At 53.6% G+C, this 17,425-nt stretch carries 11 protein-coding genes; 8 read left to right on the plus strand and 3 right to left on the minus strand.

The features are described from left to right. Positions 1 to 44: 44 nt before the first annotated feature. On the plus strand, positions 45 to 848 hold the full coding sequence (locus AB7M33_RS01935) for a CatB-related O-acetyltransferase (RefSeq protein ID WP_454242346.1): 804 nt from the start codon (positions 45 to 47) through the stop codon (positions 846 to 848). Between the two features lie 91 nt (positions 849 to 939). Here AB7M33_RS01935 and AB7M33_RS01940 read toward each other — a convergent pair whose 3' ends face one another. Further along, positions 940 to 5,679, minus strand: a complete 4,740-nt coding sequence (locus AB7M33_RS01940) for a CDP-glycerol glycerophosphotransferase family protein (protein WP_454242347.1) — start codon at positions 5,677 to 5,679, stop codon at positions 940 to 942. Between the two features lie 276 nt (positions 5,680 to 5,955). Here AB7M33_RS01940 and AB7M33_RS01945 point away from each other — a divergent pair, with 276 nt between their 5' ends. Both AB7M33_RS01945 and galU read left to right on the plus strand, forming a co-directional pair. After that, positions 5,956 to 6,753: a S1/P1 nuclease gene (locus tag AB7M33_RS01945; protein WP_454242348.1), complete on the plus strand. Its 798-nt coding sequence runs from the start codon at positions 5,956 to 5,958 to the stop codon at positions 6,751 to 6,753. 59 nt (positions 6,754 to 6,812) lie between these two features. Then, on the plus strand, positions 6,813 to 7,652 hold the full coding sequence (gene galU, locus AB7M33_RS01950; protein ID WP_085273745.1) for a UTP--glucose-1-phosphate uridylyltransferase GalU: 840 nt from the start codon (positions 6,813 to 6,815) through the stop codon (positions 7,650 to 7,652). A gap of 61 nt (positions 7,653 to 7,713) precedes the next feature. Here the strand turns inward: galU and AB7M33_RS01955 are convergent, their stop codons facing one another. Together AB7M33_RS01955 and AB7M33_RS01960 are read right to left on the minus strand one after the other, a co-directional pair. Continuing rightward, positions 7,714 to 8,730, minus strand: a complete 1,017-nt coding sequence (locus AB7M33_RS01955) for an XcbB/CpsF family capsular polysaccharide biosynthesis protein (RefSeq protein WP_454242349.1) — start codon at positions 8,728 to 8,730, stop codon at positions 7,714 to 7,716. Between the two features lie 380 nt (positions 8,731 to 9,110). Continuing rightward, positions 9,111 to 10,046: a KpsF/GutQ family sugar-phosphate isomerase gene (locus AB7M33_RS01960; protein ID WP_085273747.1), complete on the minus strand. Its 936-nt coding sequence runs from the start codon at positions 10,044 to 10,046 to the stop codon at positions 9,111 to 9,113. Between the two features lie 282 nt (positions 10,047 to 10,328). Here AB7M33_RS01960 and AB7M33_RS01965 point away from each other — a divergent pair, with 282 nt between their 5' ends. The 5 genes from AB7M33_RS01965 to AB7M33_RS01985 all read left to right on the plus strand — a co-directional run bounded on the left by AB7M33_RS01965 (position 10,329) and on the right by AB7M33_RS01985 (position 17,422). Then, positions 10,329 to 11,369 (plus strand): phosphotransferase, encoded by a 1,041-nt coding sequence (locus AB7M33_RS01965; protein ID WP_454242350.1) that lies wholly within the window; start codon positions 10,329 to 10,331, stop codon positions 11,367 to 11,369. Positions 11,370 to 11,552: 183 nt separating this feature from the next. After that, positions 11,553 to 13,574 carry a capsular polysaccharide biosynthesis protein gene (locus AB7M33_RS01970; RefSeq protein ID WP_454244194.1) on the plus strand — a complete coding sequence of 674 codons (2,022 nt, stop codon included), beginning with the start codon at positions 11,553 to 11,555 and terminating at the stop codon, positions 13,572 to 13,574. Further along, on the plus strand, positions 13,514 to 14,833 hold the full coding sequence (locus tag AB7M33_RS01975) for a capsule biosynthesis protein (RefSeq protein WP_454242351.1): 1,320 nt from the start codon (positions 13,514 to 13,516) through the stop codon (positions 14,831 to 14,833). Before AB7M33_RS01970 ends, AB7M33_RS01975 begins: the two co-directional genes overlap by 61 nt. Continuing rightward, complete coding sequence (locus AB7M33_RS01980; protein WP_027595982.1) at positions 14,830 to 15,606, plus strand: SDR family NAD(P)-dependent oxidoreductase; 777 nt, start codon at positions 14,830 to 14,832, stop codon at positions 15,604 to 15,606. Before AB7M33_RS01975 ends, AB7M33_RS01980 begins: the two co-directional genes overlap by 4 nt. A 7-nt stretch (positions 15,607 to 15,613) precedes the next feature. Beyond that, the gene (locus AB7M33_RS01985; RefSeq protein ID WP_454244195.1) at positions 15,614 to 17,422 is read left to right on the plus strand and encodes an LTA synthase family protein; all 1,809 of its coding nucleotides are present in this window, start codon (positions 15,614 to 15,616) and stop codon (positions 17,420 to 17,422) included. Positions 17,423 to 17,425: the final 3 nt, after the last annotated feature.

Here is a 17,425-nt window from a genome sequence, read left to right on the forward strand (position 1 = left end):
GCCACGTTGCCACTTGCCGGCGCGCAGCATGAGTAGGAAGTAAAATGATAATAACTCAAGCCCTGGCACAAGAGTTTTGGAATAACCGTATTCTTTTCAAACTCAACTCTCCGAAACCGTCGCAGAAAAAGTACGGCTGGCTGACCCTTGACCAACCGATTCCTTCTTGGCGGGCAGTGACAATAGAGAGCCACTCAGCTCTTTACAAAGGCTCATACAGAGGCAGCATAGGAGGAGGCAAGTACTCCGGCCTGTGCTCCATCGGCTCACTCTCATACTCATATTCAGCCCTGGCTGAATCAATGACGGTAGGGCGATACTGCTCAATCTCGACTGGCCTCGTCATACTTGACTCTCACCACCCCATGGACCTCGTGACTACTTCTATCATCACGTTTAGGCCTGGTAACGATCTCGTCCGCGACTTCACTAACGAAGAGCAGACAAAGCAGTACAACTGGCACAAATATGACAGAAAGGCCTATCCGCAAATTGGAAATGATGTGTGGATTGGTCGCGATGTAACATTGAGGATGGGTATAACCATCGGCGACGGGGCCGTGATAGCCGCAGGTGCACTGGTTACAAAGGACGTCCCCCCCTACGCGGTTGTGGGTGGTAATCCTGCAAAAGTTCTGAAGTATCGGTTCTCGGAGGAAATAATTGCCGAACTGCTCCGACTGCAGTGGTGGAATTACGACCCCAGCAAGATATGCCAAATAGGCTTTAAAGATGCGGGGAGGTTTTGCACCGAGTTACAGCACTCAATTGACGCGGCAGAGATCGAAGTTTTCAAACCGAAGACATTCACACTGCAACCCAACCCAAACGCTGCGATCAAAAAGTAAAATAAGCCAGCATTAGAAGGGGCACTTAGAATAAGCTCGGCGCCCCTCCCCCCCCAAAAAAAACGCCGGGACAAAACCCGGCGTTTTTTCGTTACTGGGCAGCGAGTGCAAAGTCCCCATAAGCGACCGCGTTATATTCGCGAGCATCAAACGGTCGCGGAATAAACTCCCCTTTGATAACTTGTTTAACACCTTCAGCCAAGCCCTCAGGAGTCAACGGGGTGAGTATACCCAAACCGTTCTCCAATACACTGTCAGGGCCAGGGATATCAGTGGAGACACAGGGAACACCCAACGTCATCGCCTCAAGCAAAACTATACCCTGCCCCTCGTAGTCTGAAGACAGCACGTGACACTGCGAAGCCTTCACGAACGGGAAAGGATTGCGCTGAACGCCAAGCAGTACCACTCGATCCTTCAGCTCAAGCTCTTTAATCAGATTTTCCAACTCCGCGTGAAGCGGGCCAGTACCAAGTATATAAAGAGCAACATCATGCCCTTCTTCTACGAGCAACTTGACCATCTCGATAAGTCTTACTTGGTTTTTTTCGGGCCACATGCGCGCCACGTTGACAATCTTGAATCTCGGATCAGATTTAAGCAAATGATAACCAGCGTCATCAGGCTCCAATTCTGCATCAGTGATAATTCGATTTACATCCAAGCCGTTTCTAACGAGATGGAACTGATCAACGATCCCAGGATTTATACCCTTGAAACTATCACGATTGGTTTGCATTGAGCTTTCAGACACATTAAGGAAAGCATCATAGTCTCTATAAAACTCAAAAACTTTTCGCAAATTAGGAAGACGCTTCTCTGACTCCTCCAGCATATCATTATGGAGGTAAATCAAATGACGATTAGCTGGAATAGCCGCCATGAAACCCGCCCAGAATGGGTGATAGCCCTGGTGATCAACACTGATCTCAGCCTCTAGGCCCGCGACCACACGATAGACTTCTTGCTGCATCGCAGATTCGTACACATCGCGCATTGTTTGCGAATAGAAGATACCTTCAGCGTTGAACTTATCAGAGACCCATTGCTGCTCGAGACTCATGGAAGTCCGACCACTTCGGAAGATGACATTCGCCACTTCCTCGAGCTTGCGTATCGCGTCAAACCCAGCCTCCTCCTTACGCAACTCTACTGTATCGAGAAGGAGCACTACATCTTTGCCTTGTGCAGCAAGATTCTGCACTAACGAAATTGCAGAAGTCGCCACACCATTGATAGTACCAAGCGCGGATCGTACAACAATCGGCTTTTTATCGTTACGCGGAGACGCTACTCCCCCTTCTTGGAAGAAAAACTCGACCACTCGCTGAGTCGAACGACCATCTTCAACACCACAGAAGCGCTCATGGAACTCTCGATAGGTTGCATTGACATACAAGCCTGGATCATTCAACGCACTATGAATCAAGCCGCGGAGCTCATCTGTCGTCTGGCATTGTGGCCACGGCAAGTCACTGCGCTCGAAGTACAGCCCGCGCTCGGACTTATACTCATCCCAGTCAGGAATAAAGTGGAGGACAGGACGCTGAAGCGTCATGTAGTCAATAATGATCGACGAATAATCGGAAATCAGAACATCTGCGACGGGCAACAAGGCATTAGTATCAATCGACTGAGGAGCCAGCTTTACTGGCAACTTCATCTCAACGAGCTGCTTTTCGACCAAATGATGGCCTCGGAAAAGCAAAGTGTAATCATCCGAAATAATGCTCTTCAACTGCTCAATCAGCACCTCAGCTTCTAGCTCAGGCGTATTCCAGCTACCGCGATACGTAGGCGCAAACAGGACAACTGGTTTGCGACTTGAAATACCCAAAGTCCGACGAACTTCGTAAAGCTTTTCTTGGTCAATCTTGTAAAGCTGATCATTTCGTGGATAACCACTAATCAACTGAGCGCCGCTCACAATCCGATCAATGCTATGACCTTCAATCTGAGTTAGGCGAGTGTGCTCATTAGGGAAAATCAAATGAGTCGCGTGCAGGAAGTTACGCGCCGTATTGGCACGCGTGTACGGCGGCGTATTCATTGCGCGGCCAAGCGTCTTCAGCGGAGTTCCATGCCAGGTATTCAGGTACTGCTGACCTGGCTTCCGGACAAAGTACTCTGCAAAGGTACCGTTACAAATCAGATACTTACACGAAGCAATCAAACGAAGGTAGAGTGCACTGCCCCGCTTGACAAAGAATACATTCTTTAAATTTCTAAATCTTTGCTCAACTTTAGTAAGATCGTTAATCACCCAGAAATGCTTATGATTGGCATATTCCTCACTCGCGAGAACATGCTCAAAAATTGCAAGCGGGTTACACGCCATTGATGACCCATTATGCACCTCATAGAGGATGCAATCATCCATTACCGGCAGTAGCTCGATATACTCTTTATACGTAGCATGGAAGTTGAGCGTGCTGTCGGTGAGGAACTTGTCTTCATAAGCACTGGTCGGACGCTGGATAATTTTGTACGAACGGAACGCTTCACAAGCTTTGTCAATCGCACCAGAGAGAGCCAACAATCTTCCGAGCTCATAATACAGACCAGCTTCATGCTGATTCGTACGCCAGATAGCCTGCTGGATCGCTTCAGCCGCGGCTGCCAGTTGCCCGACGACTACAAGGGCCTTGCTGTAGGAGATCCAAGTGGCCGGCTGGGTGCAATCTCTCTCCAAACGGCTTTCAATAAACTGAACTTCGGCGAGCTTCGTGTTTAACGAACCTGAAAGAGAGACAAGCTTCTGAACTTGTTCTTCTTGGGCGAAACGCACTGCATTTGCCAAGCTATCTCTTGCCGCGCCGGCCATCCCAAGCTGTAGATTAGCCTCATAAAACTCATACCAAACACTACTCTTCTCCGCGTTGTCGGCCAACTCGGCTTTGATGGTATCGATACGATTTGACATTAGCGATGCTTCATATCGCTTTCTGTCAAAGTCTTGGTGAGCCCCGCTACCCTGCATCGACATAAACAGATTACAGGCCTCGTCTAACCTACCCAACTCCATGAGCAGAATACCAGCCCGATAACGCCACTCGGCAATATTTTTTCCGCCGAGCGTAATCGCGTACTTATACGAAGAAAGGGCTGCTTCGAACTTATTCTGACGCTCCAGAGTAAAGCCAAGTCGGAAATGCGATTCAGCCGATTTCATCCGCAATCCAACGGCATTCCGGAACGAGACTTCAGCGTCAGCCCATAGATAGCATCGTTCCTGGGCACGACCAAGGCGGAAATGCAGATCGAAGTCAAATTTCACCAAGTTCAATTGCTCGGTAAACGAAGCATTTGCTCTGGACCAACGACCAGCGGCGGCATGAAACACGCCTATACCAAACTTACCCGCATTGTGCTTTTTGTCCAGCTCACAGGCTTTTTGATAGGCATTGATAGCAGCAGGCAAGTCAGCCGGCCCCTCATGACATGGTGTTTCATAGCAGTAGCCAAGTCGGTAGTACCACTCCGCAGGCACTGCCTTACTCAGCAAAATAGCATGCTCATAGGCGTTCGCCGCGGAGCGGAAATGCCCCATTTTTTTCTCAGCAACACCCAATCGATGATAAATGTCTGCGCTATTGCGCACTACGCGAACAACAGCTTGCAGTGTGGCAACTACTTGCCACCACTTGTGCTGCCCTTGGTAAGCAAGTGCCAATTTATTATTGAGACTGGCATCCTCAGGATAAACCGAAACCAAGCTCATGAGCGCAGACTCGGCCTGTGCCCACTGATGCTCTTTCAAATATCGCTCAATATCCGCAAGCGTTTTCTCTTCACGCTCTTCCCATTGCGGATCACTTAGGTATTCCAGATGAACACAGATCTTACTGGCGCTATTTGACTCTTCAAAATTGCTCAAATAATCGCGGCAAAAATCTTTGACCTCGGCGCTCACTTCAAGCTTGCTGCCAGCAACTATCAGTTCGAGCAACGCATCAAAACTCTCAGGATGGTAGCCCAGTTTTCGCCGATAGATTTCCGCCTCTGCAGAGTTTGGCGCCTTTTCCAAGATGGCATCCCCGAGGATCCACCGTGGAAAAATCACCGGCTTACCTAGAGCCCACGCCTCATATGCGACGGACGTGTAGTCAGTTATAACAATATCAGCGTCTATCAGCTCACGCGTTACTGGCCGTTTATTGATCTTATTTCGCTGGTCCTCGGAAACGGTTAGCTCGCAGTGATGCCCAAGCTCCTCTAGGTATTGCTGGAGACCCGAGCTAGAGCTCATAGGGTTTCCGGCCGCGTCAAACCAGTTACTGTGAATCGGGGCAAAAAGAACACGGGGAGTCGTTCTCTCACCCGTCTCGCCGGCTTGCTCAGCCAGCGATCTTAGATAGTCAATCCTAGGAGACCCCACAACCAAAACATCTGTGGCCTTTAAGCCGAGCCTTTTGTCGCCCAGCAGACTGCGCGCCATCCACTGCCCTGGAACAAGAATTTTCTTAAAGTTGCTAAGGGCTGACTTACCATCAGCTTGGATTTGATTGAGGTGCTGTCGGTCCGCCAGATCGAACATCAGGAAAACGTCAGCAGGAATGCCTGCAAACAACGAAACGGTCAGGCACGCGCCATCCTCAGCCTGCAAACCGTCTGGCAAGGCCTCTTGTAGAACCCCTTCTAGAGCTTCTGGTAGAGCCTCGAACCATTCGACCTGACGGCCGCCTGTCGACTTGATCTGGGAAAAAATTTGCGTACGGAGAAGCTTCAGATTATCCGAATCATGCCCCAGCAGTTGAACCTTTCTCTTCCCGCTCACACGAAGAACTTCAGACAGCCGCAACGAATCGTCGACACTCACAACTTCAGTCATCCCAAACCCTTTTAAAATGCTTAAATCCATGAATCCAATATCAGAAGAATCTAATTATCGCCTGCTATCCATTTCTACTAAACGCTCCAACCCGATGAAACGGCGAAAACTAAAAGCCCTGAAATTTTCAAAACGTGATGTCCTTCTCATTCGGACTTGCTTCATCTTCGATGAATGATACCCTAGCCACGCAATGAATTAAACAGGAAAGGATAATGTGCGTCAATTTAATGGCGCCTGCTTATTGACTTTTCTGGGCAGCCCAAAGGAGGCCAAATGCTCAATCGATTTAAAATAGCCCTTATCGCACTCCTCTCCATGGCCTATTGCCAGCATTCGTTCGGTTGGGGTGTCGAAGGACACAAAGTCGTGGCCCTAATCGCCGAGCAACAACTCACCCCGGAAGCCAGGGCCGGCATTGATATCATCATGCATCGAGATGCCAATGGCAAAATATCCGACATTGCATCATGGGCCGACAAAATTCGCGGTAAAGAGCCTGGCCCTCAGATCAGCCACGTTGTTAAAATCCCATTCAAAGCTACAAGTTACTCGGCTAAACGCGACTGTTCTGGGAAGTACAAATGTGTTGTCTATGGCATCCTGAAAGCCGAGAGCGAATTAAAGGATGGCAGACACGAAGACTCCGACCCCATAGAGCAACAGCGCGCTCTGAAGTTTCTCGTCCACTACATTGGAGACGTTCACCAACCTTTGCATGGGATACAAGAAACCGGCGCGATGCGCACCCAGCCCAGCCGACAGAAATGGGAACTCCACAAAGTTTGGGATACCATCATCATACGAAGCTCTAAGCAGAGCCCCGAGTCCATAGCTAAACGACTACTTGCCAAACACAAAACCGTGCAACAAGGCACTCCAGAACAATGGGCAATGGAGAGCCATGACATTGCCAAACGCATAATATATGGAGATAACTATGCTTTAGCTAAATCTAGACGCCCCATTTCCTTGGATAAGGATTACTACAAGGAAAATATGGAAATCGTTGACGAGCGACTATTGGCCGCTGGCCTGCGGCTCGGCAACGTACTGAATGATATTTTCAAATGATTCACTCTACCGAAAACTCTAGTCATTGAGATTTCGCGCCACTCAATTTAAGGTTACTCATGATCAAGAAATGCTTATTTCCGGCCGCTGGTTACGGCACTCGTTTTTTGCCAGCCACCAAAGCAATGCCTAAGGAAATGCTGCCGGTTGTAAACAAACCTCTCATCCAGTACGGCGTGGAAGAAGCACTGGACGCTGGCTTAAGCGAAATTTCCATTGTCACTGGCCGCGGCAAGCGTGCCCTTGAGGACCATTTCGACATCAGCTATGAGCTGGAAAATCAAATCAAGGGTACCGATAAGGAAAAATACCTGGTAGGTATCCGTCGGCTGCTTTCGGAGTGCAGCTTCTCGTACACTCGCCAGACTGAGATGAAGGGCTTAGGCCATGCAATCTTGACAGGCCGCCCCCTGATCGGTGATGAGCCATTCGCCGTCGTGCTGGCAGATGACCTGTGCGTCAACCCTGAAGGTGATGGTGTTTTAACGCAAATGGTTAAACTGTACAAACAGTTCCGCTGCTCAATCGTTGCGATTCAGGAAGTCGACCCGCAAGAGACCCATAAATACGGAGTTATTGCTGGCGACATGATCCGTGACGATATCTTCCGCGTCACCAATATGGTCGAAAAACCGAAACCGGAGGACGCACCGTCCAACCTAGCGATTATCGGACGCTACATACTCACTCCAGACATCTTCGACATCATCGCAGATACTGAACCTGGAAAAGGGGGCGAAATTCAGATTACTGACGCCCTGATGAAACAGGCACGAAACGGTTGCGTAATCGCTTACAAGTTCAAGGGCAAACGCTTCGACTGCGGGGGCGCAGAGGGGTACATTGACGCAACAAACTTCTGCTTCGAGAACTACTACAAAGCAGGCAAGGCCTACTAAATAGAACAGGGCCATCACCGATGGCCCCACCCCATGCAATGAACGCAGTCGCCAATAGGCGTTAAACAACCTCGATATTATAAGTGTCTGGCTTAAGATGATACATGGACATATTGATTAGCATTACAGCAATATTCACAGTCTGCACGCCCACATCAGGATGGTCATTAATCAAAGGGTTCAACGAGTTCAAATAATTGAACTGCCTTCCCAGCTTTGACTCACGAACAATACTACCAATGTAACTGTACTGCGGCGAACGAGCTGAATAGATAATCGAAATCTTCTGCTTCAACAGCCTGTCCGACTCAAGAATCCTTGAGAACGTTTGTTGTTTAGTTTCTGGAAAAGTGCCCTGCGTAAAATGTGAGTCAGCAAAAACTCTCTCATAATACTCATCTGAGACTATTGGATCTACAACGACCGCATTAAACCCGCCTGTGACGCCATGATATAGCGCAGCGGTTCCGCCCTTGGACGCTCCGTACAACGTCACGTTTTCCGCAGAGACCCTCAGATCATCACTCACCTTGTGAATCAAGGCCGTCACACGATCACCGAACGTCCGATCCGAATTATTATTCAGATAGAAGCTTCCCACCACAGATCCAACATCAGCAATTCGCAAAACAGCGGCATCAGCTGGAATATACTTAGCAATAGATTTAAAATTAAAGGTAAACATCCTCATCAGGCTAGACATAAATATGTCCTCACCAATGGAGGAAAAAACAACCAAAAGCTTAGAAACCGCTGGATTTGCCGGAAGATCGACCTGATAAACCAGACCGTCTGAGGTTAGAAAGTCACCTTCCTTTACTCGATGCCAGAAATTAGCGATTTCGCTATTCCTAACAAATCTGGAAACATGCTCTTCCGATTTATAAAGACTAAAACCCGCATTGGCGAGTGCAACTACCAACTCTTTAGCGCCAGGGTCTTTTCGACTTACATGTAGTAGGTTATCACAGGAAGGATAGGCCGAATGATCAACCATAAAGTAGTTGTATGCACCAATATCCGACAATGCATCACTCACATTACAGCCTAGTACAACTTTTTTTGATTTCACCGCCATACCAAACCCAAACCTCGAAGCCCGCAAAGCTACGAGTATCAGGGCGTACCTAGCTCAAGTCAAGGGTACCCCCTCGACTGGACATTAAAAGTCCTCACAGTCATCCAAATGCAATAACCACCCAAGGCTGGAGCAGAGAAAAACCATTGCGATCGCGAATAAGGCAACAAGAAACATTATCCTGACCCTCCGAATATCGACACTGTAAGATCTATAGTCATCACTGAGCTGAATTGATCATAGAGCACCGAATATTTCAGTTTATGTATCAGGCAAGCACTGTTTCCAAAAAATCAGGGTCAACCGCAATGTTACAGCTCACAACCATTGACGAAAGGCGCGCTCGAACACGCTGAAACACGCCCTTTGATGCCTCGGGATCAGTCAAAAATCTCCACAATCCCGCTCACTTCGCCCGTCAAAGCATCTCTCACCGCCAACGCGCGGATCTTGTTTTCATGCATGTATCCTTCAGCCTCAGATATCAACGCATCAGAGGCAATCTCGTGTGGAGTAGCCGTCATGAACGCCGAAACCTTCTCCCCTACCACCCCCGGGTTATCTAGCAAAGCGCGGCGCAGGTCTCCGTCAGTGACGATCCCTACCAGACGCCCTTCGTCACTCACCAACGTGAGGCCAAGGCGGCCCTGCGTCATCATCAGCAGACAGTCATGGAAGCTGGTGGACGGACTGACGAAGGGCGCCGGGCTGTGCATAACATCTGACACACGAGTCAAGAGCTTTCTGCCCAAGCTACCGCCAGGGTGATAACGAGCAAAGTCCATCGGTTTGAACTGGATGGCCTCGATCAATGCAACTGCCAATGCATCCCCCATGGCCATGGTGGCGATGGTGGAAGTGGTGGGTGCAAGGTTGTTCGGACATACTTCTCGCTCGACAGAGATATCCAGCCAGATGTCAGCATGCCGAGCTAGTGTTGACTGCCCATTGCCAGTCATTGCAATAAATTTGTTACCAAAAGACTTCAGACTAGGAATCAGCTTAATTAATTCTTCGGTCTCGCCGCTGTAGCTAATCAGGATAAGCACATCGACTGGCTTGAGCATTCCCAAATCGCCATGGAAGGCCTCAGCCGGATGAAGGAAGAAACTGGGCGTCCCGGTAGACGCGAAGGTGGCTACCATCTTCTGACCGATAAGCCCGGACTTGCCCATACCGCAGACGACCGTACGCCCTTTACAGGCAAGAATGAGGTCGACAGCACTCTGAAACTCCCCGTCGATTCGGTCAGCCAGCTGACTGACAGCCTGGGCTTGAGCGATGAGGGCTTCTTTGGCAATGGTGAGATGATTCATGTCCGTCCCTGAATGCTGCAGGTTTGCAAGGGCACGAATATTAAGGGGTTTGCAACATTAAGCAAAGATAAGCTCTCCTGAACGATCCGGAATCAGACTACTGGGCTTCAGGCTTCATCCTACGCCCTCTTCGCCCAAAAATCAGGCATTCAGACTAGCCTTGTGCCATCAAGCGATTGACTGCGCTGCGAAACTTTTCGTTGTGCGTGGTTCTCTTATGACGCAGCATACCGCCCCCTCAAAAATACAGGTCGGACCGCCGGCTATACCTGACTACAGCTAATGACTGCCCCTACCCAGCCCTCTGCCCAACATAAGACCTTCTTCCGCTGGCAGCGAGCTTCACTCGAGCACCATATCCACACCTTGATGCCCCAGTGGGGCGGGCTCCCCCTGACAATTCACAGCCGCGACCTGGAGTCGAATGCCTCATTCGTCAACTATGTTCGGTTCCATCGCCTGATTGACCCCATCACCGGCAAACCGATGGATGTAGTGGAGAAATCGATACGCAAGGTGGCATTCATTGGCAGTCAGGAAGCACGATTCCACCGCGCTGAGGGGATGCTCCAAGGCAGCGTCTATTTCCGCTATCCGCCCTGCCTAGGCGTGATCGAGACACCATGGGAAAGCCTGATCTTCACTCGCTACATTCGAGGGCGCCCTCCCCGTATGCAATCCATCGGCCGCCATTTGGGGCGAGGCATCGCCGAGCAAGAGGAACGAAGTAGCGCCTACATCGAGGCAATGCCACGAAATCAGACCCTGCTCTTATGGAGCATGGACTTTTTCCGTCCTTGGTTCCTCTTGCGCCCACGTTTCAACTTCGCACGTTGCCTGCCTGAGCTAGAGCGTTTGGCTCGCGAAGACTCCCGATTTACCGGGCTGGCGCAGCGCCTCAGAGCATTTGCCCCCGTAATTCGCACGCTGGCATCTCAGGCAAGGCGCAGCCCCCGATGCATAAGCCACATGGACTATTTGCGCAAAAACCTGTTCATACGCAAGCGTCGCCTTTATCTCATCGATTGGAGTGAGGCCAAAATTGGAAGGATCGGGTTCGACGGCGGCGCCTATCTAGGTAGCCTATTCCGACGTAAGGAGATGTCAGAGTTCCTTTTAGCTCAAGCCCAATTCGAAAAAGCCTACCGCGAAGCGCTGGCTCCCCACTTCGACCAGGAAGACGCATTACGCAACCAGCGCTATGTCTTCTTGCAGACAGCGCTTTACCACTGCCTGCGCCCAGAAACCATCAAGGAATACCAAGAGCAGAATCGCATGCCGCTGCTGCTAGAAAAATACGAGTACCTGCTGACTCTGCTGTGAACAGATATCATTTTGATGTCATCCGTGGGGAACAGTAGGAATCTTCGGGTTTCATCGGAAATTTTCGGCTTGGGTCATCCTATGAACGTGAATTTGTATTAAGATTCGCGACCTCAAAATTCACTGGACCCTAAGGGCTTTTAGCCCTCAGCTGTCCGACGCATGGAACGCCGCTCCACGTTTATGGATGATGCTCTGCCTCGCCCACGCCTGCTGATCCTCTCAAAGGGAGCTCAGCAGATCACTACTTTGCCCTCGTTGCTGCCTGATTTTTCGCTGCAGAGCGGTGTCGTGGGTGATGTCCTGAAAACGGACTGGGTAATGGCATGGGGCCGTAAACCTAGCGCACTTCAGGCCATTGCTGAGGCTAAGAAAGCGGGCAAACCTGTCTTGACTCTGGAGGATGGCTTCCTTCGCTCGGTCGGTTTGGGTGCGGACGACCCACCACTCTCATTGATCGTCGATGACGTCGGTGTTTATTACGATTCCGGGCACCCTTCTCGTCTGGAGCAACTCATCTTCGAGCCACTCTCGCCCGAAGAACATGCGCGTGCACTTTCTCTTCAGGCACTATGGCAGCGAAATCGGGTATCAAAATACAACGACGCCAGAATCGAGACACCGACACTTCCGAACGACTGTGTACTGGTCGCCGACCAAACCCGGGGCGATGCCTCACTTCAAGGTGCTGGGCCCGCCGACTTCACGGCGATGCTCGATGCGGCGTTAGCCCGCTACCCCCAACACACCATCTTGCTCAAAGTGCATCCCGACGTCGTCGCACGCCGAAAAACAGGACACTTTGACTTGACCGAAGTGGCCAAGCACCCGCGGGTTCGGATCCTTGCTCAGAACATTCATCCCGCTGAGTTGATGCCGCGCGTACGAGCAGTTTACGTAATGACCTCGCAACTGGGCTTCGACGCCCTGCTCTGGAACGTGCAGGTACATACGTGGGGCATGCCCTTCTATGCCGGCTGGGGGCTGACAGATGATCGCCTCCCTGCCCCTCATCGACGCACACCCGTGTGTCTGGCACAGTTGATCCATGCCAGTTTGGTGCGCTATCCGCGATATGTCTGTCCGGAGCGCGGCGACTCTTGCACGCCAGAAGCACTCATTAACTGGCTAGGCCTACAGCGACATCACCGCAGCTTGATGCCCCCACAAGTACAAATCTGTGGTTTCAGTCGCTGGAAAATGCCACTGGCTAAACTGTTTTTCGACGGCAGCGCGATTCGCTTCATCAAACCAAAAAAGCCTCTTTCGCCGTCGCTACCCGTCGTCTCTTGGGGCTGTAAACACGACGCCGAACTCCATGCCCACCCACAACAGGTCAACCGTGTTGAAGACGGTTTTCTGCGCTCTGTCGGCTTGGGCGCAGGTAAAGCACGACCATTGTCATGGGTGGTTGATGACCTGGGCATCTACTACGACGCTACTCGCCCCTCTCGCTTGGAGCAGATTCTCGCCAGCGGCAGCTTTGATCACGCCCTCCTGAGTCGCGCCGCAGACCTGCGCATGGCCATCTGTAGTGCTGGCCTGACCAAATACAATCTACCCGGTACTGCCTGGCAGCGTCCTCCAGCGGCGCAACGCGTCATTCTCGTCACCGGCCAGGTCGAGGGGGATGCCTCCATTCGCTACGGCAGCGCGCGCATTCGCAGCAACCTCCAACTGCTACGTGCAGTGCGTGAGGCCAATCCCTTGGCCTGGGTGCTGTACAAGCCGCACCCAGAGGTACTCGCCGGCACACGACCCGAGGGCGATGACGAAGCGCAAACAGTTCACTGGTGCAATGAGGTGATTGGCAACACGCCGCTGCAGCAGTTGCTGGAAGTGGTTGACGAATTGCATGTACTGACGTCGCAGTCGGGTTTCGAAGCGCTGTTGCGCGGCGTACCTGTAACGACCTACGGGCAGCCGTTCTATGCCGGCTGGGGGCTAACCGACGATCGTGAACTGGAACCGCAGGTTCAAGCGCGAAGGTCGCGAAAATTGACACTCGATCAACTGGTAGCGGGAACACTTTTGCTCTACCCCACCTACGTCAGTCGCATCACCAATCGTTTTACCACTGCTGAACAGACTCTCTACGAATTACAACATTGGCATGGGCTACCGCAGCTCGGAGCAATCTCCAGATGGCAGGACTTGAAACGACGCTTGAGCAGTTTGTTGGGCATGAAGCGCCCGACCGGCTGAATACGAGGGCGACGCGTGGTCCACTGCTGCGCATCCCTACGCACAATTTTCTGTTCCTGCAGGGTGTCAGTTCGCCCTTTTTCAGCCGCCTGGCCAAAGGGCTGCGTGACATTGGCCAAACTGTGCACAGTGTACGTTTCAATGTCGGTGACGAACTTTACGGTGCTGATGGCCCAAACATGAGTTGCCCGCAGAAGGCTGAAGACCTGGATGCTTGGTATTCCCATGTCTTTCGCCAACTCGACATCACCGACCTGGTGCTGTTCGGCGATTGCCGCCCCGTGCACCGCACCGCAGTGAAGCTGGCCCGGTTGCAGGGCATTCGTGTGCACGTGTTCGAGGAAGGCTACTTCCGCCCGTACTGGATCACCCTGGAGCGCGATGGCGTCAATAACAACTCGCGCTTGCCACGGGACCCCGACTGGTACCGCGAAGTGGGCAAGTACATCCCCCGCTACCAGAACGGCAACGCGTTCAAGCTGTCTTTTACCGCCCGCGCGGCACACGACGTGCTGTATCACGCCAGCGGAGCGTTGAACCCGCTGTTCTACCCGAAATACCAGACCCACGCGCCGTTTAACGCGGCAGTGGAATACGCGGGGTTCATTCGCCAGGGCTTGCGTCTTTTGCTCGCTCGCAGCCGCGACGACGCACTCGTGGCCGATGTTGCCCGTGAGCGCCAACCAACGTTCTTACTACCGCTGCAACTGGACAGTGATGCGCAGATTCGCGATCACTCGCCATTCTCCAACATGACCCAGGTCATCAGGCATGTGATCGACTCGTTTTCGCTGAACGCGCCGTTCAACGCACGCCTGCTGATCAAAAACCACCCGTTGACACCGGGGCTAGTCAACTACCGCAAGGTCACCGAAGCGCTGGCGCGCGAGTACGATGTGGCAGACCGCGTCGTATTCATGGAGAGCGGGCACATGCCGACATTGCTCTCTCACATCACCGGCATGATTACCATCAATAGCACCGCCGGCGCATCAGCCATCCTCCACGGCCGCCCAACCATCACGCTGGCCGACCCAATCTACGCCATGCCCGGTCTGACCCACCAAGGCGCGCTGGCCGATTTCTGGCAATCCCCGGACATGCCAGACATCAAGCTCTTTCATCGTTTTCGCAACACAGTCATCCACACCACCCAGGTCAACGGCGGTTTCTACACCGGCTGCGGCATCGACATGGCGGTCACCAATTGCCTCGAAGTGCTGATGGCGAAAACTTCAAGAATCGAAAAATACCTATGAACCACACCGCTTCACCCCGCTGCATCCTCATCACCGGCGCCACCGGCGGCATCGGCGGCGCGCTGGCGCCTGCCTATGCTGCGCCGGGCGTGACGCTGATTCTGCAAGGCCGGCGCCTGGACCGCCTGGATGAGATGGCCGAGCAGTGCCGCGCCTTGGGCGCCGAGGTACTGCTGGAAGCCATCGACGTGCGCGACCTGGATGGCCTGCGGGCGATGGTGCGGCGGGTCAGCGAGGCGCATCAGCCAGACTTGGTGCTGGTCGGTGCCGGGCTCAACACGGCAGTGGGCGCCAATGGCGAGGCCGAGTGCTGGGACGACAGCCGGGCGTTGCTCGAGGTGAATGTGATGGCGGCGCTGGCCACCGTGGAAGCGGCGCTGCCGGCCATGCGCAGCCGGGGCCATGGGCAGATTGCGCTGTTCAGCTCGCTGGCGGGCTGGCGTGGGTTGCCGGTGACGCCTACCTACAGTGCCAGCAAGGCGGCGATTCGGGTGTATGGCGAAGCGATCCGTGATTGGCTGGCGCCGGAAGGGGTGAAGGTGAATGTGATCGTGCCGGGCTACGTGGAATCGAAGATGTGCTTCGAAATGCCGGGGCCCAAGCCGTTTTTGTGGACCGCCGAAAAAGCGGCCAAGCGCATCAAGCGTGGGCTGGCTGCTAACCAGGCGCGTATCAGTTTTCCGTTCCCGCTCAACCTGGGCACCTGGCTGCTGGGGCTGATCCCGCAGTGGCTTTCTTCGATGATCCTGCGTGGGCTGAAGTACAGTGATTGATGTTTCTCTGCTGCCGGTTGCGTTGATCGGCCTGATGCTGACCGTGCTGGTCGAACGCCTGTTGATACCCCGCCCTGCCCTGCGCCGCCCGGCTGATTGCTGGATGCTGCATGTGGGGTTGTGGTGCGTGGGGTTTGGGTTGCTGTATGCGCTGACCGCACGGCCGCTGTTCAGTGGTGTGAACCTGCTGTTGCTGTGGGTGCTGATCGTGCTGGTGAGCAACTCGAAGTACCACTCGCTGCGCGAACCGTTTGTGTGTGCGGATTTCGAGTACTTCAGCGATGCGGTGAAGTTTCCGCGGTTGTATTTGCCGTTCTTTGGGTTTGGTAAAGCGGCAGTGCTGGCGGTCGGGTTTCTGGTTTACCTGTGGGCGGGCTTGCGCTTCGAGGTGCCGGGGGCGCGGGTTGAGGCGTTGCTGCCGGTGGTGATTGGCCTGGGGTTGCTGCGGTTGGGGCATCGTCGGGTGGTGCCGAGCTTTGATGCTGAGCGTGATGTGCGGGGCTGGGGGTTGGCGGCTAGTTTGTGGCGGTATTTTTGGGCAGCGCGGGCACCGGTTGATCAGGCTGGGTTGGGGTCGCCGTTTGCTTGTGAGGGTAGTGTCAGGGCGGCTGGCGCATTCGCGGGTAAACCCGCTCCCACAGGGAATGGGGGTGGAGTGGGGTCGCCGGTTGACTGTGAGGGTAGTGTCAGGGCGGCTGGTGCATTCGCGGGTAAACCCGCTCCCACAGGGAATGGGGGTGGGGTGGGGTCGCCGGTTGACTGTGAGGGCAGTGTCAGGGCGGCTGGCGCATTCGCGGGTAAACCCGCTCCCACAGGGAATGGGGGTGGGGTGGGGTCGCCGGTTGCCTGTGAGGGTAGTGTCGGGGCGGCTGGTGCATTCGCGGGTAAAGCCGCTCCCACGGGGAATGGGCTGGCGGACTTGGTGTCGGTGCAGAGCGAGTCGTTCTTTGATGTGCGTGGCTTGTGGCCTGGCGTGCGGGCTGAGGTGCTGGGCGAGTATGACGTGCTGGCCAGCCAGGCGCTCGCGCGCGGCAAGCTGCAGGTGGCGGCGTGGGGGGCCAACACGGTACGTACCGAGTTTGCCTACCTCACGGGCATCCCGTCCGAGCGGCTTGGCGTGCACCGTTTCAACCCTTATCGCGTACTGGCGCGCCGGGGCTTGCCGAGCATCGCTTCGCGGCTGAAGGCGCTGGGCTACCGCACGGTGTGCATTCACCCGTATGACGGTGGGTTCTACGGCCGCAATAAAGTGCTGCCGGCGTTGGGCTTCGATGAGTTCATCGATGTGCGTGCGTTCAACCCGTCGCAAAAGGCTGGGCCGTTCATTGGCGATTGTGCGGTGGCGCAGAAAATTCGTGAACTGCTGGAGGCGCCTGGGCGTACTCAGCCGTTGTTCATCCACGCGGTCACCATGGAAAACCACGGGCCGCTGCACCTGGAAAGCGTGGCCGAGCACGAGCTGCCGGCCTGGTTCGACCGCCCGTTGCAACCGGGCATGCAAGACCTGGCGCCTTACCTGCGGCATATCGGCAATGCTGATCGCATGCTTGGCATGCTGCGCGAAACGTTACTGAGCCAGCCCAACGAGGCGCTGCTGTGCTTCTTTGGTGACCATGTACCGATCCTGCCCGAGGTTTACCAGGCGGTCGGCGCGCCGGCCGGCGACACTGACTACCTGATCTGGTCCAACCGGCGCCAGCCTGGCAGCCAAGCGTGCCCCATCGCTGTGCACAAGCTGTCCAGCGCACTACTGGCACACGCCCAGGCGCCCGCACAGGGCCAGGCGGCGCACAGTGCCGTGGCTGGGGTAGCCTGAAGA

Source organism: Pseudomonas sp. Y3 TE3536, from assembly GCF_053629175.1.

Coding starts and splice junctions, on each gene's coding strand:
- AB7M33_RS01935 (WP_454242346.1), top strand. CDS start 45: ATGATAATAACTCAAGCCCTGGCACAAGAGTTTTGGAATAACCGTATT.
- AB7M33_RS01940 (WP_454242347.1), bottom strand. CDS start 5,679: ATGACTGAAGTTGTGAGTGTCGACGATTCGTTGCGGCTGTCTGAAGTT.
- AB7M33_RS01945 (WP_454242348.1), top strand. CDS start 5,956: ATGCTCAATCGATTTAAAATAGCCCTTATCGCACTCCTCTCCATGGCC.
- galU (WP_085273745.1), top strand. CDS start 6,813: ATGATCAAGAAATGCTTATTTCCGGCCGCTGGTTACGGCACTCGTTTT.
- AB7M33_RS01955 (WP_454242349.1), bottom strand. CDS start 8,730: ATGGCGGTGAAATCAAAAAAAGTTGTACTAGGCTGTAATGTGAGTGAT.
- AB7M33_RS01960 (WP_085273747.1), bottom strand. CDS start 10,046: ATGAATCATCTCACCATTGCCAAAGAAGCCCTCATCGCTCAAGCCCAG.
- AB7M33_RS01965 (WP_454242350.1), top strand. CDS start 10,329: ATGACTGCCCCTACCCAGCCCTCTGCCCAACATAAGACCTTCTTCCGC.
- AB7M33_RS01970 (WP_454244194.1), top strand. CDS start 11,553: ATGGATGATGCTCTGCCTCGCCCACGCCTGCTGATCCTCTCAAAGGGA.
- AB7M33_RS01975 (WP_454242351.1), top strand. CDS start 13,514: ATGGCAGGACTTGAAACGACGCTTGAGCAGTTTGTTGGGCATGAAGCG.
- AB7M33_RS01980 (WP_027595982.1), top strand. CDS start 14,830: ATGAACCACACCGCTTCACCCCGCTGCATCCTCATCACCGGCGCCACC.